A 26,009-nucleotide genomic window follows, 5' to 3' on the forward strand; every position below is an offset into this window, starting at 1 on the left:
CGGCAAGGCACGATTCAGGTGCCGATATCGTATCACCTGGCCTTGCCTGCCCGCAGACCGCTCCGCAGCGACCACGCGGCGGATGGCCGCTGCCAACGCCTGACGCTACAAACAAAAAAGCCAGGCTTGGCGCCTGGCTTTTTAAGATGCTCGGAAGCTTATTCAGCTTCTTGCACTTCGACTTCTTCAACTTCCGGACGGTCGAGCAATTCGACCAGTGCCATCGGAGCGTTGTCGCCGACGCGGAAGCCGAACTTCAGGACGCGCAGGTAGCCGCCCGGACGGGTAGCGTAACGCGGGCCCAGAACTTCGAACAGCTTCGTGACCGAGTCACGATCGCGCAGGCGGTTGAACGCCAGACGACGATTTGCCAGCGACGGCTTCTTGCCGAGCGTGATCAGCGGCTCGACAACCTTACGGAGTTCTTTTGCTTTCGGCAGCGTGGTCTTGATGACTTCGTGCTCGATCAGCGAGTTGGACATATTACGGAGCATAGCCAGACGGTGGCTGCTCGTGCGGTTCAGTTTCCGCAAACCATGACGGTGACGCATGTTAATTCCTTCGATTCAAAGTTTTGGTCCAGCTCTTCTATCGCGCTCGAACTACCTGCGGTTTCCCAACGGTAGCGAGTGCACGGGCCGGTAGTGAAAAAAGACAAGACGCGGATTTTAAAGGAAAATCCGCGTCTTTGCCAGTGCAGCGGCGGGTTCTGTCCCGGGATTACTTGTCCAGACCAGCCGGCGGCCAGTTTTCAAGTTTCATGCCGAGCGTCAAACCACGCGACGCCAGTACTTCCTTGATTTCGTTCAGCGACTTGCGGCCCAGGTTCGGCGTCTTCAGCAACTCGTTTTCCGTGCGCTGGATCAGGTCGCCGATGTAGTAAATGTTCTCGGCCTTCAGGCAGTTCGCGGAACGAACCGTCAGTTCGAGATCATCCACCGGACGCAGCAGGATCGGATCGATCTGCGGCGCGCGCGACGGCGCTTCCGCCGTTGCTTCGGTGCCTTCCAGTGCAGCGAAGACCGACAGTTGATCGACCAGAATGCGCGCCGATTGACGGATCGCTTCTTCCGGCGAAATCACACCGTTCGTTTCGATGTTCATCACGAGCTTGTCGAGGTCGGTACGCTGTTCGACGCGAGCGCTTTCAACGGCGTAGCTCACACGGCGAACCGGCGAGAACGACGCGTCCAGCACGATGCGACCGATGATCTTGGCCGACTCTTCGCCATAACGACGCACATTGCCCGGCACATAGCCGCGGCCCTTTTCGACCTTGATCTGCACGTCGAGCTTGCCGCCCTTCGACAGATGCGCAATCACGTGATCCGGGTTGATCACTTCGCAATCGTGCGCGAGTTCGATGTCGCCAGCGGTGACAACGCCTTCGCCTTCCTTGCGCAGCGTAACCGTCACTTCATCACGGTTGTGCAGCTTGAAGACCACGCCCTTCAGGTTCAACAACAGGTTGACCACATCCTCTTGCACACCGTCGAGCGTCGAATACTCATGTACGACGCCTGCGATCGTCACTTCGGTCGGCGCGTAGCCGATCATCGACGACAGCAGCACGCGCCGGAGCGCGTTACCCAAGGTGTGGCCGTAACCGCGTTCAAACGGTTCCATGACCACTTTCGCATGGCTCTCACCAAGCGATTCAACAGCGATGATCTTGGGCTTCAACAAACTGGTTTGCATAGGTTTTCCTTTTCAATACCCTCGGCTCGTTACACCGATAAGGCTGACCGGTAACAACCTGAAAATAAACAGCCGAGGCGCCCCCTTGCTCAGCGCAATCAGGGTACCCCGGCCGTTAATCCGATTACCGCGAATACAATTCGACGATCAGGCTTTCGTTGATATCGCCAGCGATGTCGCTGCGTTCCGGCTTTTGCTTGAACGTGCCTTCGAACTTCTTCGAATCGACAGCGACCCAGCTCGGCAGACCGCCTTGCTCAGCCAGCGACAGCGCTTCGAGAATACGCGCCTGCTTCTTCTTCGTTTCGCGCACTGCGACGACGTCGCCAGCCTTCACTTGCATCGAAGGGATGTTCGACACCACGCCGTTCACGACGATCGCCTTGTGGCTCACGAGCTGACGCGCTTCAGCGCGCGTCGAGCCGAAGCCCATGCGGTACACGACGTTGTCCAGGCGCGATTCGAGCAATTGCAGCAGGTTTTCACCCGTGTTGCCCTTCAGGCGGTCAGCTTCGGCGAAGTAACGACGGAATTGACGCTCGAGGACACCGTAGATGCGCTTCACTTTTTGCTTTTCGCGCAGCTGCGTGCCGTAGTCGGACGTACGTGCGCCCGAGGTGCGGCCGTGTTGGCCGGGCTTGCTGTCAAGTTTGCACTTGTCAGCGAGCGAACGACGGGCGCTCTTCAGGAAGAGGTCAGTGCCTTCACGGCGGGACAGCTTGGCCTTAGGGCCGATATAACGTGCCACGTTGATTCCTTTGTTGATTGATCACGCGGATGCATGCATTCGCGCTAGTCCGAACCCTTTGGGTCGAACGGTGGGCTTAGTCAATTCAATAACGCAAGCAGCCTGCCGCCGCCCAAGGCGGCAACAGGCGCTAGCAAAATCGGCGTCTTAGATACGACGACGCTTCGGCGGACGGCAGCCGTTGTGCGGGACCGGGGTCACGTCGGAGATCGCCGTGATCTTGATACCAAGACCATGCAACGCGCGCACCGCCGACTCACGGCCAGGACCGGGGCCCTTGATCCGCACTTCGAGGTTCTTCACGCCGTATTCCATCGCCACGCGGCCAGCCGATTCGGCCGCCACCTGGGCTGCAAACGGGGTCGATTTGCGCGAACCCTTGAAGCCTTGACCACCCGACGTTGCCCAAGCAAGTGCATTGCCTTGACGATCGGTGATCGTGATGATGGTGTTGTTGAACGACGCGTGAACGTGAACCACGCCCTCGGCGACGTTCTTCTTGACCTTCTTGCGAACGCGTTGCGCCGCGGAGTTGTTCGAAGCCTTAGCCATTACGTTTTCCTGTAACTGTCAGTTCCGCTTACTTCTTCAGCGATTGCGCTGCACGACGCGGACCCTTGCGCGTACGGGCATTCGTACGCGTACGTTGGCCGCGCAGGGGCAAGCCCTTACGATGCCGAACGCCACGGTAGCAGCCGAGATCCATCAGGCGCTTGATGTTCATCGTCGTTTCACGGCGCAGATCGCCTTCAACGATGAACTTGCCGACTTCTTCACGCAGCTTTTCGAGGTCTGCGTCGTTCAGGTCTTTGACCTTCTTCGAAAATGCCACACCAGCAGCGACGCAGATGTCGCGCGAGCGCGTGCGGCCGACACCGTAAATAGCCGTCAGGCCGATTTCGGTATGCTGGTGATTCGGGATGTTAACCCCTGCGATACGAGCCATTGTTTTTCCTCAAACAAAAAGCGCAGCAAAAAGCGCGGCGTTCAGCCTTGACGCTGTTTGTGGCGCGGATCAGAGCTGCAAATCACGCGCACAACGCCTTTGCGCTTGATGATCTTGCAATTGCGGCAAATGCGCTTAACCGATGCCATCACTTTCATGATATTACCCTTTTTTCAAATCACTTCGCCCGGAACACGATCCGCGCACGCGACAGATCGTAAGGCGTCAATTCAACCGTCACCTTGTCGCCAGGCAAGATTCGGATGTAGTGCATCCGCATCTTGCCGGATATGTGTCCCAATACGACATGGCCGTTTTCCAGCTTCACCCTGAAGGTAGCGTTAGGCAGGTTTTCGATGACTTCACCCTGCATCTGGATAACATCGTCTTTGGCCATAAGTCCTTTCAACGCATCGGGACGCCGCCGCCTTTGAAATTAGCTTTCTTCAGCAGCGATTCATACTGTTGCGACATAACGTACGACTGCACCTGCGCCATGAAATCCATTGTGACGACGACAATGATCAGCAGCGACGTTCCACCAAAATAAAACGGCACGTTCCAGCGCAGCACCAGAAACTCGGGCAGCAGACAAACAAACACGATGTAGATCGCACCGGCCAGCGTCAGACGCGTCAGGATGCGGTCGATGTATCGCGCTGTTTGATCGCCCGGGCGGATGCCTGGGACGAAAGCGCCACTCTTTTTCAGGTTGTCGGCCGTCTCTCTGCTGTTGAACACCAATGCGGTGTAGAAAAAACAGAAGAAAACGATCGCCAACGCGTACAGCAACACGTACACAGGTTGGCCGGGCTTGAGGGCCTCCGCCACGTTGTGCAACGTGTCTGCGAACCAGCTGGTACGCGACCCCGAACTAAACCAGTTCAGGATAGTTGCCGGGAAGAGAATGATCGACGACGCAAAGATCGGCGGAATCACGCCCGACATATTCAACTTCAGCGGCAGATGCGAAGACTGTCCGCCGTAAATCTTGTTACCGACTTGCCGCTTCGCGTAATTCACAAGAATCTTGCGCTGGCCGCGTTCGATGAACACCACCAGATACGTAACAGCAGCAATCAGCGCGACGACGATAATCGCGGATATCGGGCTCATCGAACCGGTTTGCACCAGTGAAACGAGACCACCGATCGCATTCGGGAAACCCGCTGCAATCCCGCCGAAAATAATGATCGAGATGCCGTTGCCAAGCCCGCGCTCCGTGATCTGCTCACCCAGCCACATCAGGAACATCGTGCCGGTCACCAGCGTCACGACCGTCGTCAACCGAAAAACCATCCCCGGATCGATCACCAGGCCCGGCTGATTTTCCAACGCGACGGCAATGCCGAACGCCTGGAACGTCGCCAGCAGGACCGTAAAGATACGCGTGTACTGCGTAATCTTCCGTTGACCCGCCTGCCCTTCCTTTTTCAGCGCTTCGAGTTGTGGCGAGACGATTGCCAACAGCTGCATGATGATCGACGCCGAAATGTACGGCATGATCCCCAGCGCAAAAATCGTGAACCGCGATAGCGCGCCACCCGAGAACATGTTGAACATGCCAAGGATGCCGCCCGACTGACTTTGGAACAACTTTGCCAGTTGGTCCGGGTCAATACCCGGCACCGGAATATGCGCGCCGATACGGTAGACGATCAGCGCCAGCAGCAGGAACACTGCCCGCCGACGCAGATCGCCAAACTTCGCCGCGCTGCGACCGGGTTTTGCGAGACTCGGGCTGTTAGCCAAGTACCTTCTCCGATGCAAATGCTAGTGACGGCAAATAACTTGCGCGTTACTCGGCGAACGAGCCGCCAGCTGCTTCGACAGCAGCGCGCGCACCCTTCGTCGCACCCAGACCTTTCACGACAATCTTGCGCTTCAACTCACCGGTCTTGATGATCTTGGCACTCGTGATCATCTCGCCAATCAGGCCGGCTTGTTTCAGAGCCAACAGATCGATCTCGTCGACCGGCAGCTTTTCCAGATCCGAGAGACGCACTTCACCAACGAATTCCTTCGTCAGCGAGGTGAAGCCACGCTTCGGCAGGCGACGTTGCAGCGGCATTTGACCGCCTTCGAAGCCAACCTTGTGAAAGCCGCCCGAACGCGACTTCTGACCCTTGTGACCGCGGCCAGCCGTCTTGCCCAGACCGGAGCCGATGCCACGGCCGACGCGACGCTTAGCGTGCTTCGAACCTTCAGCCGGCTTCAGGTTATTCAATTCCATTATCAACTCCTTGAGTCCTGGTCAGCCGCTTAGCTGATGACCTTAACGAGGTACGAAACCTTGTTGATCATGCCGCGCACGGCCGGCGTGTCCTGCAACTCGCTAACCGAGTTGAGTCGGCGCAGACCCAAGCCACGCACCGTTGCACGGTGCGTTTCACGGGTGCCGATCAGGCTCTTGACGAGCTGGACCTTGACAGTTTTATCAGACATGGTGTCCACCTTAGCCCAGAATATCTTCGACGGACTTGCCGCGCTTCGCCGCGATGTCGCCCGGCGTCGACTGCTTGCGCAGACCGTCGAGCGTTGCACGAACGAGGTTGTACGGGTTCGTCGAACCGTGGCTCTTAGCAACCACGTTTTGCACGCCCATCACGTCGAACACTGCGCGCATCGGACCACCAGCGATCACGCCCGTACCATCCTTCGCCGGAGCGAGGAGGACGGCGGATGCGCCGTGCTTACCGTGCACTTCGTGTTGCAACGTACCGTTCTTCAGCGGCACCTTGAACATGTTGCGGCGAGCTTGTTCCATTGCCTTTTGAACAGCAACCGGAACTTCCTTCGCTTTGCCCTTGCCCATGCCGATGCGGCCATCGCCGTCGCCAACCACGGTCAGTGCGGCAAAACCGAGAATCCGGCCGCCCTTCACAACCTTGGTCACGCGGTTGACCGAAATCATCTTTTCGCGCAGGCCGTCGTCGCGTTCGTCAGCCTGAACTTTCGCTTGCATCTTTGCCATGACGAATTCTTCCCTTAGAACTTGAGTCCGGCTTCGCGCGCCGCATCAGCCAGCGCTTTCACGCGGCCGTGGTAACGGAAACCCGAACGGTCGAAGGCGACGGATTCGATGCCGGCAGCCTTAGCCTTTTCTGCGATGCGCTTACCGATCAAGGTCGCAGCATTGACGTTGCCGCCCTTGCCCGTTTGATCAGCCAGTTGCGCACGCACTTCGGCCTCGAGCGTCGACGCGCTGGCGAGCACCTTGGTGCCGCAGGGCGAGAACACTTGCGCATAGATGTGCGTGTTCGTGCGATGCACGGCGAGACGCGCGACCTGCAGCTCAGCGATCTTGATACGCGTCTGACGAGCGCGGCGCAGGCGAGATTGAGTCTTATCCATGATTGCGCACCCTTACTTCTTCTTCGTTTCTTTGAGGATCACAACCTCATTGGCGTAACGCACACCCTTGCCCTTATAGGGCTCCGGCGGGCGATAGCCGCGCACTTCTGCCGCGACCTGGCCAACTTGTTGCTTATTGATCCCCTTGATCACGATTTCGGTTTGCGTCGGGGTTTCAGCCTTGACGCCTTCCGGCATCTGGTGCACCACAGGGTGCGAGAAACCCAGCGACAGGTTCAACTTGTCGCCTTGCGCCTGCGCGCGGTAACCGACGCCAACCAGCGTCAGCTTGCGCTCGAAACCCTTCGTCACGCCGTTCACCATGTTCGCAACCAGTGCGCGCATCGTGCCCGACATCGCATTCGCTTCGCGGCTTGCGTCAACCGGCTCGAAATTCAGCGTGCCGTTGTCGTTCACCACTTTCACGAGGCGGTTTGCCGCCTGCGTAATCGTACCCAGCGGGCCCTTGACGGTGATGCGATCGTCGCTCAGGGCCACTTCTGCGCCTTGCAGCGCGACCGGGCTTTTACCTACTCGAGACATGTTTCTCTCCTTTCGGCCTTAAGCGACGTAGCAGATGACTTCGCCGCCAACGCCCGTTGCACGCGCCTTGCGGTCCGTCATCACGCCCTTCGGCGTCGACACGATTGCCACGCCGAGGCCATTCATGACCACGGGGATGTCGTTACGGCCGCGGTACACACGCAGACCAGGCTTCGAGACGCGTTCAATGCGCTCGATAACCGGACGGCCGGCGTAGTACTTCAACACGATGTTCAATTCAGACTTCGCACCTTCGGACTTCACTGCGAAATCATCGATATAGCCTTCGTCCTTCAGGACCTGCGCAATCGCAACCTTGACTTTCGACGAGGGCATTGTCACCGAGACTTTCTCAACCATCTGCGCATTGCGGATGCGAGTCAGCATATCGGCGATAGGATCACTCATGCTCATTTACGTTTCTCCTATTACCAGCTCGCCTTGGTCAGGCCAGGGATCTCGCCGCGGAACGCGATTTCGCGAATCTTGTTACGCGCCAGCCCGAATTTACGGAACGTGCCACGCGGGCGACCGGTAATTGCGCAACGATTGCGCTTACGGGTCGGGTTAGAGTTGCGCGGCAATTGTTGCAGTTCCAGACGTGCTGCGTAATGCTCTTCGTCCGACTTGCTCATATCGCCGATGATCGCTTTCAGCTCAGCACGCTTGGGAGCGTACTTAGCAGCCAGGCGAGCACGCTTCTTTTCACGTTCGATCAGTGCCAGTTTAGCCACGGTAACCTCAGTTTCTGAACGGGAACTTGAAGCTGGCGAGCAGAGCCTTTGCTTCGTCGTCGGTCTTCGCAGTCGTCGTGATGCTGATGTTCAGCCCACGCAGTGCGTCGATCTTGTCGTAGTCGATTTCGGGGAAAATGATCTGCTCTTTCACACCGATGTTGTAGTTGCCGCGACCATCGAACGCACGACCCGACACACCACGGAAGTCACGCACACGGGGGAGCGCGACCGTCACGAAACGGTCCAGAAATTCGTACATTGCCTGACCACGCAACGTGACCATTGCACCGATCGGATAGCCCTGACGGATCTTGAAGCCAGCGATTGCCTTGCGTGCCTTCGTGATCACCGGCTTCTGGCCTGCGATCTTCGTCAGGTCGCCAACGGCGTTTTCGATGATCTTCTTGTCAGCAACCGCTTCGCCAAGGCCCATGTTCAGGGTGATCTTGGTGATGCGCGGCACTTCCATCACGGACTTGTAACCGAACTTCTCGATGAGGCCGGGTACAACCTTCTCTTTGTAAAACTCTTGCAAACGAGCCATTTTTTTACTCCGCAGCGTCAGGCGCTCAGCTCGGCACCGGTCGTTTTAAGGAAACGGACTTTCTTGTCTCCTTCGACCTTGATGCCTACACGCGACGCCTTGCCATTCGCGTCGACCAATGCGACGTTCGAAATTTGCAGCGGCATCGTCTTGGCTTCAACACCGCCCGTCGTACCCTTCATCGGGTTCGGCTTGACGTGTTTCTTGACGAGGTTGATACCCTCGACAATCACTTTGCCCTCGCCAACGGACAGCACGACGCCGCGCTTGCCTTTATCTTTGCCGGTGATGACGATAACTTCGTCACCTTTGCGAATCTTGTTCATCGCGACTCCTTACAGCACTTCAGGTGCCAACGAAACGATCTTCATGAATCGTTCGCTGCGCAACTCGCGCGTGACAGGCCCGAAAATACGGGTGCCAATAGGTTCGAGCTTGGCATTCAACAACACAGCGGCGTTGCCATCGAACTTGATCAGCGAGCCGTCCTGACGGCGCACGCCCTTGGCGGTGCGAACCACCACGGCGTTGTAAATTTCGCCTTTCTTCACGCGCCCGCGCGGCGTTGCTTCTTTGACGGTCACCTTGATGATGTCGCCAATGCTGGCATAACGACGCTTCGAGCCGCCGAGCACCTTGATGCACATGACTTCACGCGCACCCGTGTTGTCGGCCACTTCAAGCCGAGTTTCGGTCTGGATCATGGTTTATCTTTCCCAACTTAATCCGGTTACACCACCATGGCGTACCCGGTCAGTCTTGGTCCCGTCAGCCAATCGGCTGCTTGGGTATGAACAGCAGCGACGGCAAACGAAACCCGCCATCGCAATCCGGTGAATCCTACGGAACAGACTTGGCGCCCGATCCGCTTCCCCCACCAACTTCGCCCGCGACGGGGCTCCCATAAAGAGGGAAGACCGAGAGTATAACAAATAATCTCGGTCTTGCAAGCGAAATCTACTGCGATTTCAACAACTTCTACTACTTCGCGGCGTCAGATGACGCGAGCAGCCTCGACCAGGCGAGCCACAACCCAAGCTTTCGTCTTCGAAATCGGACGCGTTTCCTGGATTTCAACGAGGTCGCCCTCGTTGTACGTGTTCGCGTCGTCGTGCGCGTGGTACTTCTTCGAACGCACAACGTACTTGCCGTAGATCGGGTGCTTCACGCGGTGCTCAACCAGCACGGTGACCGTCTTGTCCATCTTGTTGCTGACGACCTTGCCGACCAGCGTCCGCTTGAGCGAGGTTTTTACGCTATCGTTCATTTCTGGTTCGCCTTCTCAGTCAGGACGGTCCGCACACGTGCGATGTCGCGACGAACCTTCTTCAGCTGGCTCGTGTTCGTGAGCTGCTGGGTCGCGAGTTGCATGCGCAGGCCGAATTGCGCCTTCAACAGGTCCGACAGCTCCTTGTTGAGCGCGGCCTGATCTTTCTGGTGAAGTTCGGATGCCTTCATCATTTGCTCCTTAGGCGCCGAGCTGACGCACGATAAACGTCGTCTTGAGCGGCAGCTTAGCTGCAGCCAGACGGAACGCTTCGCGTGCCAGCTCTTCGGTTACGCCGTCCATTTCGTACAGCATCTTGCCCGGTTGAATCTCTGCGACGTAGTACTCAGGGTTACCTTTACCGTTACCCATACGTACTTCAGCCGGCTTGTGCGAGATCGGCTTGTCCGGGAAGATGCGAATCCAGATGCGGCCACCACGCTTGATGTGACGCGTCATTGCACGACGTGCCGCTTCAATCTGGCGCGCGGTCAAGCGACCACGACCGATAGCCTTCAGGCCGAATTCACCGAACGACACCGCGTTGCCGCGCGTAGCGATACCGGTGTTACGACCCTTCTGCTCTTTGCGATACTTTCTGCGTTTCGGTTGCAGCATCGTTATTCTCCAGTCTTCCCGCCGTCGCCGGCACCGCCAGCACGACGAGGAGCGCCACGGCGGGCACCTGCCGGGCCACCACCTTCACCATCACGACGCGGACGGCGATCGCCACCCGGACGTGCGTTGCGGCGCGGACGCTTTTCTTCGGCGACTTCTTCAACCACCGGTGCGTCGTTGCGGCCGAGCGTGTCGCCCTTATAAACCCACACCTTCACGCCGATGATGCCGTACGTCGTCTTCGCTTCCGAAGTCGCGTAGTCGATATCAGCACGCAGCGTATGAAGCGGCACGCGACCTTCGCGATACCATTCCGTACGAGCGATTTCGATACCGTTCAGACGGCCAGCGCTCATGATCTTGATGCCTTGAGCACCCAGACGCATTGCGTTTTGCATCGCACGCTTCATCGCGCGGCGGAACATAATCCGGCGCTCGAGCTGTTGCGTGATCGAATCCGCGATCAGTTGCGCATCGGTTTCCGGCTTGCGGATTTCTTCGATGTTGACGTGAACCGGAACGCCCATACGCTTTTGCAGCTCGGACTTCAGCAGTTCAATGTCTTCACCCTTCTTACCGATCACGACACCCGGACGCGAGCTGAAAATCGTGATGCGGGCGTTCTTTGCAGGGCGCTCGATCACAACGCGGCCGACGGATGCGTTCTTCAGCTTCTTCTTCAGGTATTCACGAACACCGATGTCTTCCTGCAACATCGCCGCGAAATTGTTGTTGTTCGCGTACCAACGCGACGCCCAATTGCGGCTGACGGCCAAACGGAAGCCAGTCGGATGAATTTTCTGTCCCATCGTATGACCCCTTAATTCCCGACCGTCACAGTGATGTGACAGGATTGCTTCTCGATGCGGTTACCGCGGCCTTTAGCGCGCGCGGTGAAACGCTTGAGCGACGCAGCCTTGTCGATGTAGATGCTCGTGATCTTGAGCTCATCGATATCGGCGCCTTCGTTATGCTCCGCATTCGCGATCGCCGACAGCACGACCTTTTTCACGATTCCCGCAGCCTTCTTCGGCGAGAACGTCAGAACGTTCAGCGCCTTGTCGACCGGCAAACCGCGGATCTGGTCAGCCACAAGGCGCGTTTTCTGCGCCGAGATGCGGGCACCGCGATGAATTGCTTTCACTTCCATCATGAGCCCCTTATTTCTTAGCCTTCTTGTCGGCTGCGTGACCCTTGAACGTACGGGTCAATGCAAACTCGCCAAGCTTGTGGCCGACCATGTTTTCCGAGATGTACACCGGAACGTGTTGACGGCCGTTATGAACGGCGATCGTCAGACCGATGAAATCCGGGAGGATCGTCGAACGGCGCGACCAGGTTTTGATCGGCTTCTTATCCCGCGAAGCTGCTGCCGCCTCAACTTTCTTCAGCAAATGGGCGTCGCAGAACGGACCTTTTTTTACAGAACGTGCCATTGCCTACTCCTTAACGCTTGTGACGGCGCTGGACGATCATGCTCGTCGTGCGCTTATTGCTGCGGGTGCGATAACCCTTAGCAGGCGTGCCCCACGGGCTCACCGGATCGCGACCTGCAGCCGTCTTGCCTTCACCACCACCGTGCGGGTGATCGACCGGGTTCATTGCAACGCCACGCACCGTCGGGCGGATACCGCGCCAGCGGTTTGCGCCAGCCTTACCGATTTGACGGAGGCTATGCTCTTCGTTGCCAACTTCACCAATCGTCGCGCGGCACTCAACGTGGACGCGGCGGATTTCACCCGAGCGCAGGCGGACCTGTGCGTAGATGCCTTCACGAGCCAGCAGCATCGCGGACGTACCAGCCGAACGCGCCATTTGCGCGCCCTTGCCCGGCAGCATTTCGATGCAGTGAATCGTCGTACCGACCGGAATGTTGCGGATCGGCAGCGTGTTACCTGCGCGGATCGGAGCTTCCGAACCCGACATCAGTTGCTGGCCAACCGTCACGCCCTTCGGAGCGATGATGTACTTGCGCTCGCCGTCTGCGTACAGAACCAGCGCGATGTTCGCGCTACGGTTCGGATCGTACTCAAGACGTTCGACCTTCGCTGCGATACCGTCCTTGTTGCGGCGGAAATCGACGACGCGATAGTGATGCTTGTGACCACCACCCTTATGACGGGTAGTGATGTGACCGTTGTTATTACGGCCGGCGGTCGAGGATTGCGAGTCGAGCAGCGGTGCGTACGGCTTGCCCTTATGCAGATCCTTATTGACCACCTTGACCATCGCACGGCGACCCGGCGAAGTCGGCTTAACTTTAACGATTGCCATGATTACTTGGCCTCCGCTTCAAAGTTGATTTCCTGGCCGGGCTTCAGGCAGACGTACGCCTTCTTCACGTCCTTGCGCTTGCCCATGAAGCGGCCAAAGCGCTTGGCTTTGCCCTTCGAGACCAGCACATTGACGGAATTGACTTCCACCTTGAACAGCAGCTCGACTGCAGCTTTCACTTCCTGCTTCGTGGCATCGGGCGCGACTTCGAACACGACTTGTTCGTTCTTGTCGGCCACCAGCGTCGCCTTTTCGGAGATCACCGGCGCGAGCAGGACCTGCATCAAACGATGATCGTTCTTGCGAATCTCGCTCATGACAGCAACTCCTCGATCTGGGCGACCGCAGCCTTCGTGATCAGGATCTTCTTGAAGTAGATCAGCGACAGCGGGTCGGCGTAACGCGGCTCGACAACCGCCACATGGGCCAGGTTGCGCGACGCGAGGTACAGGTTTTCGTCAACCGTGTCGGTAATCACCAGCACGGATTCGAGACCCATCGCCTTGAATTTTTCGGCCAGCAGCTTCGTCTTCGGCGCTTCGAGCGTCAGCTCGTCGACCACCGAGATGCGGCCTTCGCGGGCCAGCTGCGAGAAGATCGAGCAGAGACCTGCGCGATGCATCTTCTTGTTGACCTTGTGCGAAAAGTTTTCTTCCGGCGAATTCGGGAAGATACGGCCGCCGCCGCGCCACAACGGGCTCGACGACATACCGGCACGGGCGCGGCCCGTACCCTTTTGGCGCCACGGCTTCTTGGTCGTGTGCTTAACTTGCTCACGGTCCTTCTGCGCGCGGTTGCCGCTGCGGGCATTCGCTTGATACGCCACTACCACCTGGTGAATCAGGGCTTCGTTGTAATCGCGGCCGAACACGACGTCCGACGCGCTAACGCCTGCACCTTCCTGACCATTGGCATTCAGGAGCTTAAGTTCCATTATTTCGCTCCTTTCACGGCACGCGTCTTCACGGCCGGCGTAACGAATACCTTGCCACCCTTCGCACCCGGAACGGCGCCCTTGACCAGCAACAGCTTGCGGTCAGCGTCGATACGAGCGATTTCGAGGTTTTGCACGGTTACCGTATCGTCACCCATGTGACCGGTCATGCGCTTACCCGGGAAAACACGACCCGGATCCTGCGCCATACCGATCGAGCCCGGCACGTTGTGCGAGCGCGAGTTACCGTGCGATGCACGGCCGGATGCGAAGTTGTAACGCTTGATGGTACCGGCGTAGCCCTTACCGATCGACACGCCTTGCACGTCGACCTTCTGGCCTACTTCGAACAGGTCGGGACCGACCACGGTACCGTTCGACAACTCGGCAGCCTTGGCAGCATCGATCTGGAATTCTTTGAGGATTTCACCGGCTTGAACACCGGCTTTGGCGAGATGACCGGCCAACGGCTTCGTCACGCGCGATGCACGGCGCGTACCGAATGCAACCTGCACGGCCGTGTAGCCGTCGGTTTCAACAGTCTTGATCTGCGTCACGCGGTTGTCGGACACGTCCAGCACGGTAACGGGAATCGAATCCCCTTCTGCCGTGAAGATACGGGTCATGCCAACCTTGCGACCTACGAGTCCAAGGCTCATCGTTTTCTCCATTCCCGACTGCGATTGGTCGGGGCTAATTTACAAAATGCCGGTGCCGTTTCGGGCGTGAAATCACGCTGCAGCACACCGACTTTTTTGCGCAAATGCGCGAAAAGCCCACTATTATAGCGAGGCTTTTCGTTTTCCACAAGCAATCAATGACTTAGCGCTGTCTGGCACGCCAGGCAACACTTTGAAGCTTTATTGCAGCTTGATTTCCACGTCCACGCCAGCCGGCAGGTCCAGCTTCATCAGTGCGTCAACGGTCTTGTCCGTCGGATCGACGATGTCCATCAGGCGTTGGTGCGTACGGATTTCGAGCTGATCGCGCGACGTCTTGTTGACGTGCGGCGAGCGCAGGATGTCGAAGCGTTGAATGCGGGTCGGCAGGGGCACCGGACCACGAACGATTGCGCCAGTCCGCTTTGCCGTGTCGACGATTTCAGCTGCCGATTGATCGATCAGGCGATAGTCGAAAGCCTTCAGGCGAATGCGGATTTTCTGGTTCTGCATGACAATTCCTTGGAAAAGAGCGAGGCGGTATTGCACCGCCAGACAATAAAAGAACGTAGAGCCGGACGCCCGCGGAGGGCCGGCGCCCGGCTCCGGGCACCACTTACAGCAAATACGTCAATTCGCGATTTTACTCGAGAATCTTGGCAACCACACCTGCGCCGACCGTACGGCCGCCTTCGCGGATTGCGAAACGCAGACCTTCTTCCATCGCGATCGGGTTGATCAGCTTCACCGTGATCGACACGTTGTCGCCCGGCATGACCATTTCCTTGTCCTTCGGCAACTCGATCGAGCCCGTCACGTCCGTCGTACGGAAGTAGAACTGCGGACGATAGTTGTTGAAGAACGGCGTGTGACGGCCACCTTCGTCCTTGCTCAGCACGTACACTTCAGCCGTGAAGTGCGTGTGCGGGTTGATCGAACCCGGCTTGGCCAGCACCTGGCCACGCTCCACGTCTTCACGCTTCGTGCCGCGCAGCAGGATACCCACGTTGTCGCCTGCCTGACCCTGGTCGAGCAGCTTGCGGAACATTTCCACGCCCGTGCAGGTCGTCTTCACCGTCGGCTTGATACCGACAATTTCGATTTCCTCGCCGACCTTCACGACGCCGCGCTCAACGCGACCCGTCACCACCGTGCCGCGACCCGAGATCGAGAACACGTCTTCCACCGGCATCAGGAACGCACCGTCAACTGCGCGCTCCGGCGTCGGGATGTACGTGTCCAGCGCGTCGGCCAGATTCATGATCGCCACTTCACCCAGCTCGCCCTTGTCGCCTTCCAGCGCCAGCTTGGCCGAACCCTTAATGATCGGCGTGTCGTCGCCCGGGAAGTCGTACTTCGACAGAAGTTCGCGAACTTCCATCTCGACCAGCTCCAGCAGCTCAGCGTCGTCCACCATGTCGCACTTGTTCAGGAACACGATGATGTACGGCACGCCAACCTGACGCGCCAGCAGGATGTGCTCACGCGTTTGCGGCATCGGGCCGTCAGCGGCCGAACACACCAGGATCGCGCCGTCCATCTGCGCTGCGCCCGTGATCATGTTCTTCACATAGTCAGCGTGGCCCGGGCAGTCGACGTGTGCGTAGTGGCGGTTTGCCGTTTCGTACTCGACGTGTGCCGTGTTGATCGTGATACCACGTGCCTTTTCTTCCGGCGCCGCGTCGATCTGGTCGTATGCCTTCGCTTCGCCGCCAAACTTCTGCGTCAGAACCGTCGTGATCGCTGCCGTCAGCGTGGTCTTGCCGTGGTCAACGTGACCGATCGTGCCGACGTTCACGTGCGGCTTGGTCCGTTCGAATTTACCTTTAGCCATGTTTCTCTTCTTTCAAAAAGTTAATCGTTGAATGACTTTGCCGCGCGATTACTTCGACTTGGCGTTGATGATCGCTTCCGACACGTTACGCGGTGCTTCGGAGTAGTGCTTGAACTCCATCGTGTACGTTGCACGACCTTGGGTCAGCGAACGCAGCGACGTCGAGTAGCCGAACATTTCCGACAGCGGCACTTCGGCGCGAACGATCTTGCCTCCGCCAACCATGTCGTCCATGCCCTGAACGATACCGCGACGCCCCGACAGGTCACCCATCACGTTGCCCATGTAATCTTCAGGCGTTTCGACTTCCACAGCCATCATCGGTTCGAGGATGACCGGTTGAGCCTTGCGCATTGCTTCCTTGAACGCCATCGAACCGGCCATGCGGAACGCATTTTCGTTCGAGTCAACGTCGTGGTACGAACCGAACGTCAGGTGAACCTTGACGTCGACGACCGGGAAGCCTGCCAGCACGCCTGCCTTCAGCGTTTCCTGGATACCCTTGTCCACCGCCGGGATGTATTCGCGCGGAATCACACCGCCCTTGATCTCGTCGAGGAACTCGTAGCCCTTGCCTTGCTCATTCGGCTCGAGCGTGATGACCGCGTGACCGTACTGGCCGCGACCACCCGACTGCTTGACGAACTTGCCGTCAACGTCTTCCGCCTTGCCCCGAATCGTTTCGCGGTACGCAACCTGCGGCTTGCCGACGGTCGCTTCCACGCCGAATTCGCGCTTCATACGGTCAACCAGAATTTCCAGGTGGAGCTCGCCCATGCCCGAAATAATGGTTTGGCCCGATTCTTCGTCCGTTTGAACGCGGAACGACGGATCTTCCTGTGCCAGACGGTTCAGCGCCAGACCCATCTTTTCCTGGTCGGGCTTCGTCTTCGGCTCAACAGCCTGCGAAATCACCGGCTCCGGGAAAATCATGCGTTCGAGCACGATCGGGCTTTGCGGATCGCACAGCGTGTCGCCGGTCGTCGCGTCTTTCAGGCCGACTGCAGCAGCGATGTCGCCTGCGCGGACTTCCTTGATTTCTTCGCGCTGGTTCGCGTGCATCTGCAGAATACGACCCAGACGTTCCTTCTTGTCTTTGGTCGCGTTCAGCACGGTGTCGCCCGAATTCACGACGCCCGAGTACACACGGAAGAAGATCAGCTGGCCGACGAACGGGTCGGTCATGATCTTGAATGCCAGTGCCGAGAACTTTTCGTCGTCGGCAGCGCGGCGCTCGCCCTTTTCACCGTTTTCCAGCTCACCGGTAACCGGCGGGATGTCGATCGGCGACGGCAGGAAGTCGAGCACGGCGTCCAGCATGCGTTGCACGCCCTTGTTCTTGAACGCGGTGCCGCACAGCATCGGCTGGATTTCGCAAGCGATCGTACGGTCGCGCAGACCCTTGATGATTTCCGCTTCAGAGAGCTCGCCCTCTTCCAGGTACTTGTTCATCAGCTCTTCGCTCGACTCGGCAGCCGCTTCGATCATCTTCTCGCGCCACTCGTTGCAAGAGTCAGCCAATTCTGCCGGGATTTCTTCGTACGAGAACTTCGTGCCTTGGGACGCTTCGTCCCAAATGATCGCTTTCATCTTCAGCAGATCGACGACACCCGTGAAGTTTTCTTCCGCGCCGATAGGCACCACGACCGGAACCGGGTTCGCCTTCAGACGCAGCTTGAGCTGGTCGTAAACCTTGAAGAAGTTCGCGCCGGTACGGTCCATCTTGTTGATGAACGCGAGACGGGGAACCTTGTACTTGTTTGCCTGACGCCACACGGTTTCCGACTGGGGCTGAACGCCGCCCACAGCGCAGTACACCATGCACGCGCCGTCGAGCACGCGCATCGAGCGCTCGACTTCAATCGTGAAGTCGACGTGGCCCGGGGTGTCGATGATGTTGATGCGGTGCTCAGCGCGGTCGCCGGCCATGCCTTTCCAGAACGCCGTGGTAGCAGCGGACGTGATCGTGATGCCGCGTTCCTGCTCCTGCTCCATCCAGTCCATGGTGGCAGCGCCGTCGTGAACTTCACCAATCTTGTGGTTCACGCCGGTGTAGAACAAGATGCGCTCGGTCGTCGTCGTTTTGCCGGCGTCGATGTGAGCGCTAATACCGATGTTACGGTAGCGCTCGATAGGTGTCTTGCGAGCCACTTTGATCCTCTATTGGGATGACGCGATGCGAGAAAATACCCATCGCGCTGTAACACAAACGGGCGAGGCGCTTTGTAAGCGCACCCGCCCGGAATTTCTTTCCGTTTTTCCTGCTAAACCCGGGTTCGGGAAGCTTAGAAACGGAAATGCGAGAACGCCTTGTTGGCTTCTGCCATCCGGTGAACTTCGTCGCGCTTCTTCATTGCGCCGCCACGGCCTTCGGCCGCTTCGGAAAGTTCACCTGCCAGACGCAGGGCCATCGACTTCTCGCTGCGCTTCTTCGCGGCTTCACGCAGCCAACGCATCGCCAATGCCATACGACGCGACGGGCGCACTTCGACCGGAACCTGATAGTTCGCACCACCAACGCGGCGGCTCTTAACTTCGACCACCGGCTTGACGTTGTTGAGCGCTACCGTGAACACTTCCAGCGGGTCCTTGCCACCCTTGGTCTGGATCTGTTCGAAAGCGCCGTACACGATACGCTCGGCAACCGACTTCTTGCCTGAGAGCATCAGCACGTTCATGAACTTAGCTACATCAACGTTACCGAACTTCGGATCCGGCAACACTTCCCGCTTGGGGACTTCGCGACGACGCGGCATGTTTCTTCCTTTAACTTTTCAGTTGGAGCTACTTTTAGCCCCACGGTCACCAACTAACCCGATTCATCTCTAACGACTTACCAGCCTGGTCGGGTGACCACTTACTCGACAGCACCGGCGATTCCGGCACCACCGCTATTACCGCCTTTACAGGCGACCTGAAACTGCTGACCGGCTAATTACTTGCCAGCCTTGGCACGCTTCGCACCGTACTTCGAGCGAGCCTGCTTACGATCCTTGACGCCCTGGGTATCCAGCGAGCCGCGAACCATGTGGTAACGCACACCCGGCAAGTCCTTCACACGGCCGCCGCGAATCAGCACGACCGAGTGTTCCTGCAGGTTGTGGCCTTCACCACCGATGTACGAAATGACTTCGAAGCCGTTCGTCAGACGAACCTTGGCAACCTTACGCAGTGCCGAGTTAGGCTTCTTAGGCGTCGTGGTGTACACACGGGTGCACACGCCGCGACGCTGGGGGCAGTCCTGCAAGGCCGGGCTCTTGCTCTTAGTCGTTTCCGACTGGCGGCCTTTGCGAACCAGTTGATTGATGGTTGGCATTGTTTATTCCTGAAATTGAACAAAATCGACGCATCTGTTTCCGGGCAAAGCAGAAACGATTGCGCATCGAACTTCCGGACCCAAGTGCCGATACACGAGTTAACTACGCGCGCGGGCATTCCAAGAACCGGAACCTAGCATAATATTCCGAAAATACTAAGGGAGTCAACAGGTTGCGACGTTTCGCACCCCAGCCGACCCGCTCAAGCGCTCGCCGAGCGCTTAGTCGGCGGCGACGACTTCCAGCAATTCGTCGCCGAAACGGTCGAGTTTGCGTGCGCCCATACCCGGAATGCCGCGCAAATCCTCAATCGAGTCGGGACCGTTGCGGGCAATTTCCGCCAGGGTCGCGTCGTGGAAGATCACGTAGGCCGGCACGCCGTCGCTCTTCGCTGTTTCGGTGCGCCATGCGCGAAGCCGCTCCCAGCGCGCGCGTTCGCGCGGGCCCATGCCGATCGTCGGGTCGGCGCGCTCACTGGTGCGGCTGGACGATTGCCGCGTGCGCGTAGGCTTCACATAGCGGCGCATTGTGACGTTCTGCTCACCTTTGAGCACCGGCTTGCTTGCCTCGGTCAGGACCAGCGAGCCAAATCCCTCGTGATCGACCGTCAGATAGCCGAACGCGACCAACTGGCGGAACACAGCTCGCCACTCCGGTTCGCCTAGCGCCGAGCCGATGCCGAACGTGGTCAGTTTCTCGTGACCACGCTGCAAGACTTTCTCGCTACTGTTACCGCGCAGAATGTCGATCAGATGGCCGGCGCCGAAATGAAAGCCGCTCGCCCGCTGCGCGCGGAACACGCACGACAGCGCCATCCGCGCCTCGCGCGTCGCATCCCATGTGTCCGGCGGTTCAAGGCAGTTGTCGCAGTTGCCGCAAGGCTTGCTCGATTCACCGAAATACGCGAGCAGTCGCACTCGCCGGCAGGTCGCCGCTTCGCACAGTCCGAGCAACGCGTCCAGCTTGCCGGTCTGTACGCGTTTGTGCGCGTCGTCGGCATCGGATTCGTCGATCATCTTGCGCTGCTGCACGACGTCGCCGAGACCATAGGCCATCCAGGCGTTCGCCGGCATGCCGTCGCGGCCCGCGCGACCCGTTTCCTGGTAGTAACCTTCGACGCTCTTCGGCAAGTCGAGGTGTGCGACGAAACGCACGTCCGGTTTGTCGATGCCCATGCCGAACGCGATGGTCGCGCACATCACAATCCCTTCCTCGCGCTGAAACATCTCCTGATGTTTCTGGCGGATTTCGAATTCCATGCCGGCGTGATACGGCAGCGCTCGCATGCCTTTTTCCTTCAACCATTCCGCCGTCTCTTCGACCTTGCGGCGCGACAGGCAATAGACGACGCCGGCGTCGGTCGTGCCGTCCGGCTTCGAATGCTCCGCGCGAATGAAGTCCAGCAACTGCGTACGCGCATTGTCTTTTTCGACGATGCGATAACGGATGTTCGGTCGGTCGAAGCTCGACACGAAAATGCGCGCGTCATCCAACGCGAGGCGATGGATGATCTCGTCGCGCGTGATTGCGTCAGCGGTGGCCGTCAGCGCGATCCGCGGCACGTTCGGGAATCGCTCGTGCAGCACCGACAACTGAATGTATTCCGGCCGGAAATCGTGCCCCCACTGCGACACGCAATGCGCTTCGTCGATGGCGAACAATCCGATGCGAGTGCGTTCCAGCAGTTCCTGGAACCGTGGCGTCATCAAACGCTCCGGCGCTACGTAGAGCAGATCGATTTCGCCTTCGCGCAACGCGCGCTCGGTCGCCATCGCCTCGGCGCTCGACAGCGTCGAATTCAGATACGCCGCCCGCACGCCCACTTCGGTGAGCGCGGCCACCTGATCCTGCATCAGCGCGATCAGCGGAGAAACGACGATGCCGGCGCCGAAGCCGCCTTCGCGGCGCACCAGCGACGGAATCTGATAGCAGAGGGACTTGCCGCCGCCCGTCGGCATCAACACGAGGCAGTCGCCGCCGCCGGCGACGTGCTCGACAATTTCGCCCTGCTGCCCTCTGAACGCGGGGTAACCGAAGACTTCGTTGAGGATTTCGAGCGGACGGGACATGAATTTGAGAGAAGCAGCGTGATGCCGGTGACACGAATTTTACCAACGCATTCGTGCTGCACCCGCGCTTTGATGCAGCGTTAGCCGTTTGGCCGACTGATCCGCAAAAAATGCAAGAAAGAAGAACGCATAAAAAAAGCCGCTCAGTCGAAACTGAGCGGCTTCGCTGGCTGGTGAGCCCAAGCGGCTTGCGCTGCCTGGACTGACTGACCTGAGTTACTCGCCTGAGTGCTGCTGTTCGGCGGCCGGGGTTTCCGGCGTACCGAATTCGAACGACTCTTCCGCTGCGATCTGATCGAAACGCTCGCGGTCCGACAGCTCCTTGGTCTTGCGCGCCTTGTGGAACGCGAGACCCGTACCAGCCGGAATCAGACGGCCGACGATCACGTTTTCCTTCAGACCACGCAGGTCGTCGCGCTTACCCATAATCGCCGCTTCGGTCAGCACGCGGGTCGTTTCCTGGAACGACGCCGCCGAGATGAACGAATCGGTCGACAACGAGGCCTTCGTGATACCGAGCAAGACGTTTTCGTACGTTGCCGGACGCTTGTCTTCCGCGATCATGCGGTCGTTCTCGTCGAGCATATCCGACCGCTCGACCTGTTCGCCCGGGATGAAACGCGTATCGCCGTTGTCCGTAATCTGCACGCGGCGCAGCATCTGACGAACAATCACTTCAATGTGCTTGTCGTTGATCTTCACGCCTTGCAGACGGTACACGTCCTGCACTTCGTCCACGATGTAACGCGACAGCGCTTCGATACCTTGCAGACGCAAGATGTCGTGCGGATCGGCAGGACCGTCGACAATCATTTCGCCCTTGTTGACGACCTGACCATCGTGCACCAGAACCTGCTTTTCCTTCGCGATCAGGAACTCGTGCTGATTGCCGTCGAGGTCCGTGATAACGAGACGCTGCTTGCCCTTCGTGTCCTTACCGAACGACGTCGTACCCGTAACTTCCGCCAGGATACCTGCGTCCTTCGGCGAACGCGCTTCGAACAGTTCGGCCACACGCGGCAGACCACCAGTAATGTCACGCGTTTTCTGCGATTCAACCGGGATACGTGCCAGCACTTCACCGACCTGCACTTGCTGACCGTCCTTCACGGTGATCAGAGCGCCGACCTGGAAGCCGATCTGCACCGAGTGCTCGGTGTTCGGGATCTTGACTTCTTCGCCGTTCGCGTCGAGCAGCTTGACCTGCGGACGCACCGTCTTCGACGCTTGCGAACCACGACGCTTCACGTCGATCACGACCAGCGTGGACAGACCCGTCACATCGTCGATCTGCTTCGCAACGGTCACGCCTTCTTCGACGTTTTCGAACTTCACCGTACCGCCCCACTCGGTGATGATCGGACGCGTCAACGGATCCCACGTCGCCAGTTGCGTGCCGGCCTTGATCTGCGCGCCATCCAGTTGCAACAGCGTCGCGCCGTACGGCACCTTGTGGCGTTCGCGCTCGCGACCGTGGTCGTCGGTGATCATCGCTTCGCCCGAACGCGAGATGACGATCTGCTCGCCCTTCGCGTTGGTGACGTAACGCATCGTTGCCGTGAAACGCACCGTGCCGTTCGACTTCGCTTCAACCGACGAAGCCACTGCCGCACGCGACGCCGCACCACCGATGTGGAACGTACGCATCGTGAGCTGCGTGCCCGGTTCACCGATCGACTGAGCAGCGATCACGCCGACTGCTTCACCGACGTTGACCGACGAGCCACGACCCAGGTCGCGGCCGTAGCAGGCTGCGCACAGACCGTAACGCGTTTCGCAAGTCAGCGGCGTACGTACGCGCACTTCGTCGATGCCGAGGCGTTCGATTTCTTCGACCGCATCTTCGTCGAGCAACGTGCCCGTTTCGTACAGCGTTTCCTGCGATTCCGGATTGACGACGTCAGCCACCGTCACGCGACCCAGAATACGGTCACGCAGCGCTTCGACGACTTCACCGCCTTCGACCAACGCCTTCATGGCAACGCCGTTGGACGTACCGCAATCGTCCTCGACCACCACCAGATCCTGCGTCACGTCGACCAGACGACGTGTCAGGTAACCCGAGTTAGCCGTCTTCAGTGCCGTATCAGCCAGACCCTTACGTGCGCCGTGGGTCGAGATGAAGTACTGCAACACGTTCAGGCCTTCACGGAAGTTCGCCGTAATCGGCGTCTCGATGATCGAGCCGTCCGGCTTCGCCATCAGGCCACGCATACCGGCCAGCTGACGAATCTGAACCGCGGAACCACGAGCACCCGAGTCCGCCATCATGTAAATCGAGTTGAACGATTCCTGACGCGTTTCGTTGCCGTCGCGATCCGTGACCGGTTCCGTCGACAGCTGCTCCATCATCGCCTTGCCGACCGCTTCCGACGTTGCCGACCAGATGTCGACCACGTTGTTGTAGCGCTCTTGCGACGTGACGAGACCCGACATGTACTGACGGTCGTATTCCTTCACCTTCTTCGCGGCGTCGCCGACGATGGTTTCCTTCTGCGGCGGCACGAGCATGTCGTCGACGCAGATCGAGATACCAGCGCGAGTTGCCAGACGGAAACCCGACTGCATCAACTGGTCGGCGAAAATCACCGTTTCGCGCAGACCGCACTTGCGGAATGCGGTGTTGATGAGGCGCGAGATTTCCTTCTTCTTCAGCGGCTTGTTGAGCACCGAGAACGGCAGGCCCGGCGGAAGGATTTCCGACAGGATTGCACGGCCGACGGTGGTCGGGTACAGCGTGATCTTCGGCACGAACGCCGGCGCACCTTCCGACTTGTCTTCGTTGTGGACCATTTCGGTGATCCGCACGTTGACGCGCGAGGCGAGCTCGACTTCCTTGTTCTCGTAGGCACGCAGCGCTTCCGAAACGCCGGTGAACGTCAGGCCTTCGCCCTTGGCGTTCACTGCTTCACGGGTCGCGTAGTACAAACCGAGCACGATATCCTGCGACGGCACGATCGACGGATCGCCGTTGGCCGGGAACAGGACGTTGTTCGACGCCAGCATCAGCGTGCGCGCTTCCATCTGCGCTTCGAGCGACAGCGGCACGTGAACAGCCATCTGGTCACCGTCGAAGTCGGCGTTGAACGCCGCGCAAACGAGCGGATGCAGCTGGATTGCCTTACCTTCGATCAGCACCGGCTCGAAAGCCTGAATGCCAAGACGGTGAAGCGTCGGCGCACGGTTCAGCATGACCGGATGTTCGCGAATGACTTCTTCGAGAATGTCCCACACCACCGGCGTCTGGTTCTCGACTTCCTTCTTCGCAGCCTTGATGGTGGTAGCGACACCCATCACTTCGAGCTTGTTGAAGATGAACGGCTTGAACAGTTCGAGCGCCATCAGCTTCGGCAGACCGCACTGATGCAGCTTGAGCGTCGGGCCGACCACGATCACCGAACGGCCCGAGTAGTCAACGCGCTTACCGAGCAAGTTCTGACGGAAACGACCGCCCTTACCCTTGATCATGTCAGCGAGCGACTTCAGCGGACGCTTGTTCGCGCCGGTCATGGCCTTACCGCGACGACCGTTGTCGAGCAGCGAATCGACGGCTTCCTGCAGCATCCGCTTTTCGTTGCGGACGATGATTTCAGGCGCCTTCAGTTCGAGCAGACGCTTCAACCGGTTGTTACGGTTGATCACGCGGCGATACAGGTCGTTCAGGTCCGACGTCGCGAAACGGCCGCCATCCAGCGGCACCAGCGGACGCAGTTCCGGCGGCAGCACCGGCAGCACTTCGAGCACCATCCAGTCAGGCTTGATGCCCGAACGCTGGAAAGCCTCGAGCACCTTCAGGCGCTTCGCGTACTTCTTGATCTTCGCTTCCGAACCCGTGTTCTTGAGTTCGGTGCGCAACATCTCGACCTGTTCGTCGATGTTGATCGCGCGCAGCAATTCGCGCACGCCTTCCGCGCCCATCTCGGCACGGAATTCGTCACCGTATTCTTCGACCTTGTTGTAGTAATCCTCTTCGGTCATGATCTGCCGCGCTTTCAGCGGCGTCATGCCCGGATCGATCACCACATATGCTTCGAAGTACAGCACGCGTTCGATGTCGCGCAGCGTCATGTCGAGCACCATGCCCAGACGCGACGGCAGCGACTTCAGGAACCAGATGTGCGCAACCGGCGAGGCCAGTTCGATGTGGCCCATCCGTTCGCGACGCACCTTCGCCAGCGTCACTTCGACGCCGCACTTCTCGCAGATCACGCCACGGTGCTTCAGGCGCTTGTACTTGCCACAAAGGCATTCGTAGTCTTTGATCGGCCCGAAGATCTTCGCGCAGAACAAACCATCGCGTTCCGGCTTGAACGTCCGGTAGTTGATGGTTTCCGGCTTCTTCACTTCACCGAACGACCACGAACGGATCTTGTCCGGCGAAGCCAGACCGATCTTGATCGCGTCAAAAACTTCAGGCTGTTGGACTTGCTTGAATAGATCGAGCAGAGCTTTCATTGCTTTCTCTCC

At 58.7% G+C, this 26,009-nt stretch carries 35 protein-coding genes; all 35 read right to left on the reverse strand.

Annotation, left to right across the window (positions count from 1 at the left end; genetic code table 11):
* Positions 1-158 precede the first annotated feature (158 nt).
* A complete protein-coding gene (gene rplQ, locus B0G81_RS23940; RefSeq protein WP_006052227.1) occupies positions 159-551 on the reverse strand; it encodes a 50S ribosomal protein L17 in 393 nt (130 codons plus the stop codon).
* Positions 552-720: 169 nt separating this feature from the next.
* Positions 721-1,698, reverse strand: coding sequence for a DNA-directed RNA polymerase subunit alpha (gene rpoA / locus B0G81_RS23945; protein WP_006052226.1), 978 nt, complete (start codon positions 1,696-1,698; stop codon positions 721-723).
* Positions 1,699-1,822: 124 nt separating this feature from the next.
* A complete protein-coding gene (gene rpsD / locus B0G81_RS23950) occupies positions 1,823-2,446 on the reverse strand; it encodes a 30S ribosomal protein S4 (protein ID WP_106284146.1) in 624 nt (207 codons plus the stop codon).
* Positions 2,447-2,593: 147 nt separating this feature from the next.
* Entirely contained in the window at positions 2,594-2,998 is a 405-nt protein-coding gene (gene rpsK / locus B0G81_RS23955; RefSeq protein ID WP_006052224.1) for a 30S ribosomal protein S11, read from the reverse strand.
* Between the two features lie 28 nt (positions 2,999-3,026).
* A complete protein-coding gene (gene rpsM / locus B0G81_RS23960; protein WP_012434566.1) occupies positions 3,027-3,392 on the reverse strand; it encodes a 30S ribosomal protein S13 in 366 nt (121 codons plus the stop codon).
* Positions 3,393-3,433: 41 nt separating this feature from the next.
* Positions 3,434-3,550, reverse strand: coding sequence for a 50S ribosomal protein L36 (rpmJ, locus tag B0G81_RS23965; protein WP_004199844.1), 117 nt, complete (start codon positions 3,548-3,550; stop codon positions 3,434-3,436).
* 20 nt (positions 3,551-3,570) lie between these two features.
* Positions 3,571-3,789 carry a translation initiation factor IF-1 gene (infA, locus tag B0G81_RS23970; protein WP_004521905.1) on the reverse strand — a complete coding sequence of 73 codons (219 nt, stop codon included), beginning with the start codon at positions 3,787-3,789 and terminating at the stop codon, positions 3,571-3,573.
* An 8-nt stretch (positions 3,790-3,797) separates the two neighbouring features.
* On the reverse strand, positions 3,798-5,144 hold the full coding sequence (gene secY / locus B0G81_RS23975) for a preprotein translocase subunit SecY (RefSeq protein WP_007180124.1): 1,347 nt from the start codon (positions 5,142-5,144) through the stop codon (positions 3,798-3,800).
* 46 nt (positions 5,145-5,190) lie between these two features.
* Entirely contained in the window at positions 5,191-5,625 is a 435-nt protein-coding gene (rplO, locus tag B0G81_RS23980; protein ID WP_106284144.1) for a 50S ribosomal protein L15, read from the reverse strand.
* Between the two features lie 29 nt (positions 5,626-5,654).
* A complete protein-coding gene (rpmD, locus tag B0G81_RS23985) occupies positions 5,655-5,837 on the reverse strand; it encodes a 50S ribosomal protein L30 (protein ID WP_007180126.1) in 183 nt (60 codons plus the stop codon).
* Between the two features lie 10 nt (positions 5,838-5,847).
* Positions 5,848-6,366, reverse strand: coding sequence for a 30S ribosomal protein S5 (gene rpsE / locus B0G81_RS23990; RefSeq protein WP_007180127.1), 519 nt, complete (start codon positions 6,364-6,366; stop codon positions 5,848-5,850).
* Positions 6,367-6,380: 14 nt separating this feature from the next.
* On the reverse strand, positions 6,381-6,746 hold the full coding sequence (gene rplR / locus B0G81_RS23995) for a 50S ribosomal protein L18 (RefSeq protein WP_012434568.1): 366 nt from the start codon (positions 6,744-6,746) through the stop codon (positions 6,381-6,383).
* A gap of 12 nt (positions 6,747-6,758) precedes the next feature.
* The gene (gene rplF, locus B0G81_RS24000; RefSeq protein WP_106284143.1) at positions 6,759-7,289 is read right to left on the reverse strand and encodes a 50S ribosomal protein L6; all 531 of its coding nucleotides are present in this window, start codon (positions 7,287-7,289) and stop codon (positions 6,759-6,761) included.
* An 18-nt stretch (positions 7,290-7,307) separates the two neighbouring features.
* Positions 7,308-7,703: a 30S ribosomal protein S8 gene (gene rpsH / locus B0G81_RS24005; RefSeq protein WP_006052216.1), complete on the reverse strand. Its 396-nt coding sequence runs from the start codon at positions 7,701-7,703 to the stop codon at positions 7,308-7,310.
* A 14-nt stretch (positions 7,704-7,717) separates the two neighbouring features.
* Positions 7,718-8,023, reverse strand: coding sequence for a 30S ribosomal protein S14 (rpsN, locus tag B0G81_RS24010; RefSeq protein ID WP_006052215.1), 306 nt, complete (start codon positions 8,021-8,023; stop codon positions 7,718-7,720).
* A 7-nt stretch (positions 8,024-8,030) separates the two neighbouring features.
* Complete coding sequence (gene rplE, locus B0G81_RS24015) at positions 8,031-8,570, reverse strand: 50S ribosomal protein L5 (RefSeq protein ID WP_006052214.1); 540 nt, start codon at positions 8,568-8,570, stop codon at positions 8,031-8,033.
* 17 nt (positions 8,571-8,587) lie between these two features.
* On the reverse strand, positions 8,588-8,896 hold the full coding sequence (rplX, locus tag B0G81_RS24020; protein ID WP_006052213.1) for a 50S ribosomal protein L24: 309 nt from the start codon (positions 8,894-8,896) through the stop codon (positions 8,588-8,590).
* Positions 8,897-8,905: 9 nt separating this feature from the next.
* A complete protein-coding gene (gene rplN / locus B0G81_RS24025) occupies positions 8,906-9,274 on the reverse strand; it encodes a 50S ribosomal protein L14 (RefSeq protein WP_006052212.1) in 369 nt (122 codons plus the stop codon).
* A 290-nt stretch (positions 9,275-9,564) separates the two neighbouring features.
* Complete coding sequence (rpsQ, locus tag B0G81_RS24030) at positions 9,565-9,837, reverse strand: 30S ribosomal protein S17 (protein ID WP_007180129.1); 273 nt, start codon at positions 9,835-9,837, stop codon at positions 9,565-9,567.
* On the reverse strand, positions 9,834-10,028 hold the full coding sequence (gene rpmC, locus B0G81_RS24035) for a 50S ribosomal protein L29 (protein ID WP_007180130.1): 195 nt from the start codon (positions 10,026-10,028) through the stop codon (positions 9,834-9,836). The genes rpsQ and rpmC overlap by 4 nt, the downstream gene beginning before the upstream one ends.
* A 10-nt stretch (positions 10,029-10,038) precedes the next feature.
* Positions 10,039-10,455 carry a 50S ribosomal protein L16 gene (gene rplP / locus B0G81_RS24040; protein WP_007180131.1) on the reverse strand — a complete coding sequence of 139 codons (417 nt, stop codon included), beginning with the start codon at positions 10,453-10,455 and terminating at the stop codon, positions 10,039-10,041.
* Between the two features lie 2 nt (positions 10,456-10,457).
* Positions 10,458-11,264 (reverse strand): 30S ribosomal protein S3, encoded by an 807-nt coding sequence (rpsC, locus tag B0G81_RS24045; protein WP_007180132.1) that lies wholly within the window; start codon positions 11,262-11,264, stop codon positions 10,458-10,460.
* 11 nt (positions 11,265-11,275) lie between these two features.
* A complete protein-coding gene (gene rplV, locus B0G81_RS24050; protein ID WP_007180133.1) occupies positions 11,276-11,608 on the reverse strand; it encodes a 50S ribosomal protein L22 in 333 nt (110 codons plus the stop codon).
* 7 nt (positions 11,609-11,615) lie between these two features.
* Positions 11,616-11,891, reverse strand: a complete 276-nt coding sequence (rpsS, locus tag B0G81_RS24055) for a 30S ribosomal protein S19 (protein ID WP_004199273.1) — start codon at positions 11,889-11,891, stop codon at positions 11,616-11,618.
* Positions 11,892-11,901: 10 nt separating this feature from the next.
* Complete coding sequence (gene rplB, locus B0G81_RS24060) at positions 11,902-12,729, reverse strand: 50S ribosomal protein L2 (RefSeq protein WP_106284141.1); 828 nt, start codon at positions 12,727-12,729, stop codon at positions 11,902-11,904.
* A 2-nt stretch (positions 12,730-12,731) separates the two neighbouring features.
* Positions 12,732-13,046, reverse strand: a complete 315-nt coding sequence (gene rplW, locus B0G81_RS24065) for a 50S ribosomal protein L23 (RefSeq protein WP_007180135.1) — start codon at positions 13,044-13,046, stop codon at positions 12,732-12,734.
* Positions 13,043-13,663, reverse strand: coding sequence for a 50S ribosomal protein L4 (rplD, locus tag B0G81_RS24070; RefSeq protein WP_106284140.1), 621 nt, complete (start codon positions 13,661-13,663; stop codon positions 13,043-13,045). The genes rplW and rplD overlap by 4 nt, the downstream gene beginning before the upstream one ends.
* Positions 13,663-14,322 carry a 50S ribosomal protein L3 gene (gene rplC / locus B0G81_RS24075; RefSeq protein ID WP_007180137.1) on the reverse strand — a complete coding sequence of 220 codons (660 nt, stop codon included), beginning with the start codon at positions 14,320-14,322 and terminating at the stop codon, positions 13,663-13,665. Before rplC ends, rplD begins: the two co-directional genes overlap by 1 nt.
* A gap of 201 nt (positions 14,323-14,523) precedes the next feature.
* Entirely contained in the window at positions 14,524-14,835 is a 312-nt protein-coding gene (gene rpsJ / locus B0G81_RS24080) for a 30S ribosomal protein S10 (RefSeq protein WP_006998489.1), read from the reverse strand.
* 130 nt (positions 14,836-14,965) lie between these two features.
* Positions 14,966-16,156: an elongation factor Tu gene (gene tuf / locus B0G81_RS24085; protein WP_012434572.1), complete on the reverse strand. Its 1,191-nt coding sequence runs from the start codon at positions 16,154-16,156 to the stop codon at positions 14,966-14,968.
* Positions 16,157-16,204: 48 nt separating this feature from the next.
* A complete protein-coding gene (fusA, locus tag B0G81_RS24090; protein ID WP_012434573.1) occupies positions 16,205-18,307 on the reverse strand; it encodes an elongation factor G in 2,103 nt (700 codons plus the stop codon).
* Between the two features lie 134 nt (positions 18,308-18,441).
* Entirely contained in the window at positions 18,442-18,912 is a 471-nt protein-coding gene (gene rpsG / locus B0G81_RS24095; protein WP_006053291.1) for a 30S ribosomal protein S7, read from the reverse strand.
* Between the two features lie 179 nt (positions 18,913-19,091).
* Positions 19,092-19,472: a 30S ribosomal protein S12 gene (gene rpsL, locus B0G81_RS24100; RefSeq protein ID WP_012434574.1), complete on the reverse strand. Its 381-nt coding sequence runs from the start codon at positions 19,470-19,472 to the stop codon at positions 19,092-19,094.
* A gap of 222 nt (positions 19,473-19,694) precedes the next feature.
* Positions 19,695-21,542 carry a DNA helicase RecQ gene (gene recQ, locus B0G81_RS24105; protein ID WP_134138529.1) on the reverse strand — a complete coding sequence of 616 codons (1,848 nt, stop codon included), beginning with the start codon at positions 21,540-21,542 and terminating at the stop codon, positions 19,695-19,697.
* A gap of 216 nt (positions 21,543-21,758) precedes the next feature.
* Positions 21,759-25,997 (reverse strand): DNA-directed RNA polymerase subunit beta', encoded by a 4,239-nt coding sequence (gene rpoC / locus B0G81_RS24110; RefSeq protein WP_106284138.1) that lies wholly within the window; start codon positions 25,995-25,997, stop codon positions 21,759-21,761.
* Positions 25,998-26,009 lie beyond the last annotated feature (12 nt).

This window comes from Paraburkholderia sp. BL6665CI2N2 (genome assembly GCF_004366535.1).
In the GTDB taxonomy this organism is placed as follows: domain Bacteria; phylum Pseudomonadota; class Gammaproteobacteria; order Burkholderiales; family Burkholderiaceae; genus Paraburkholderia.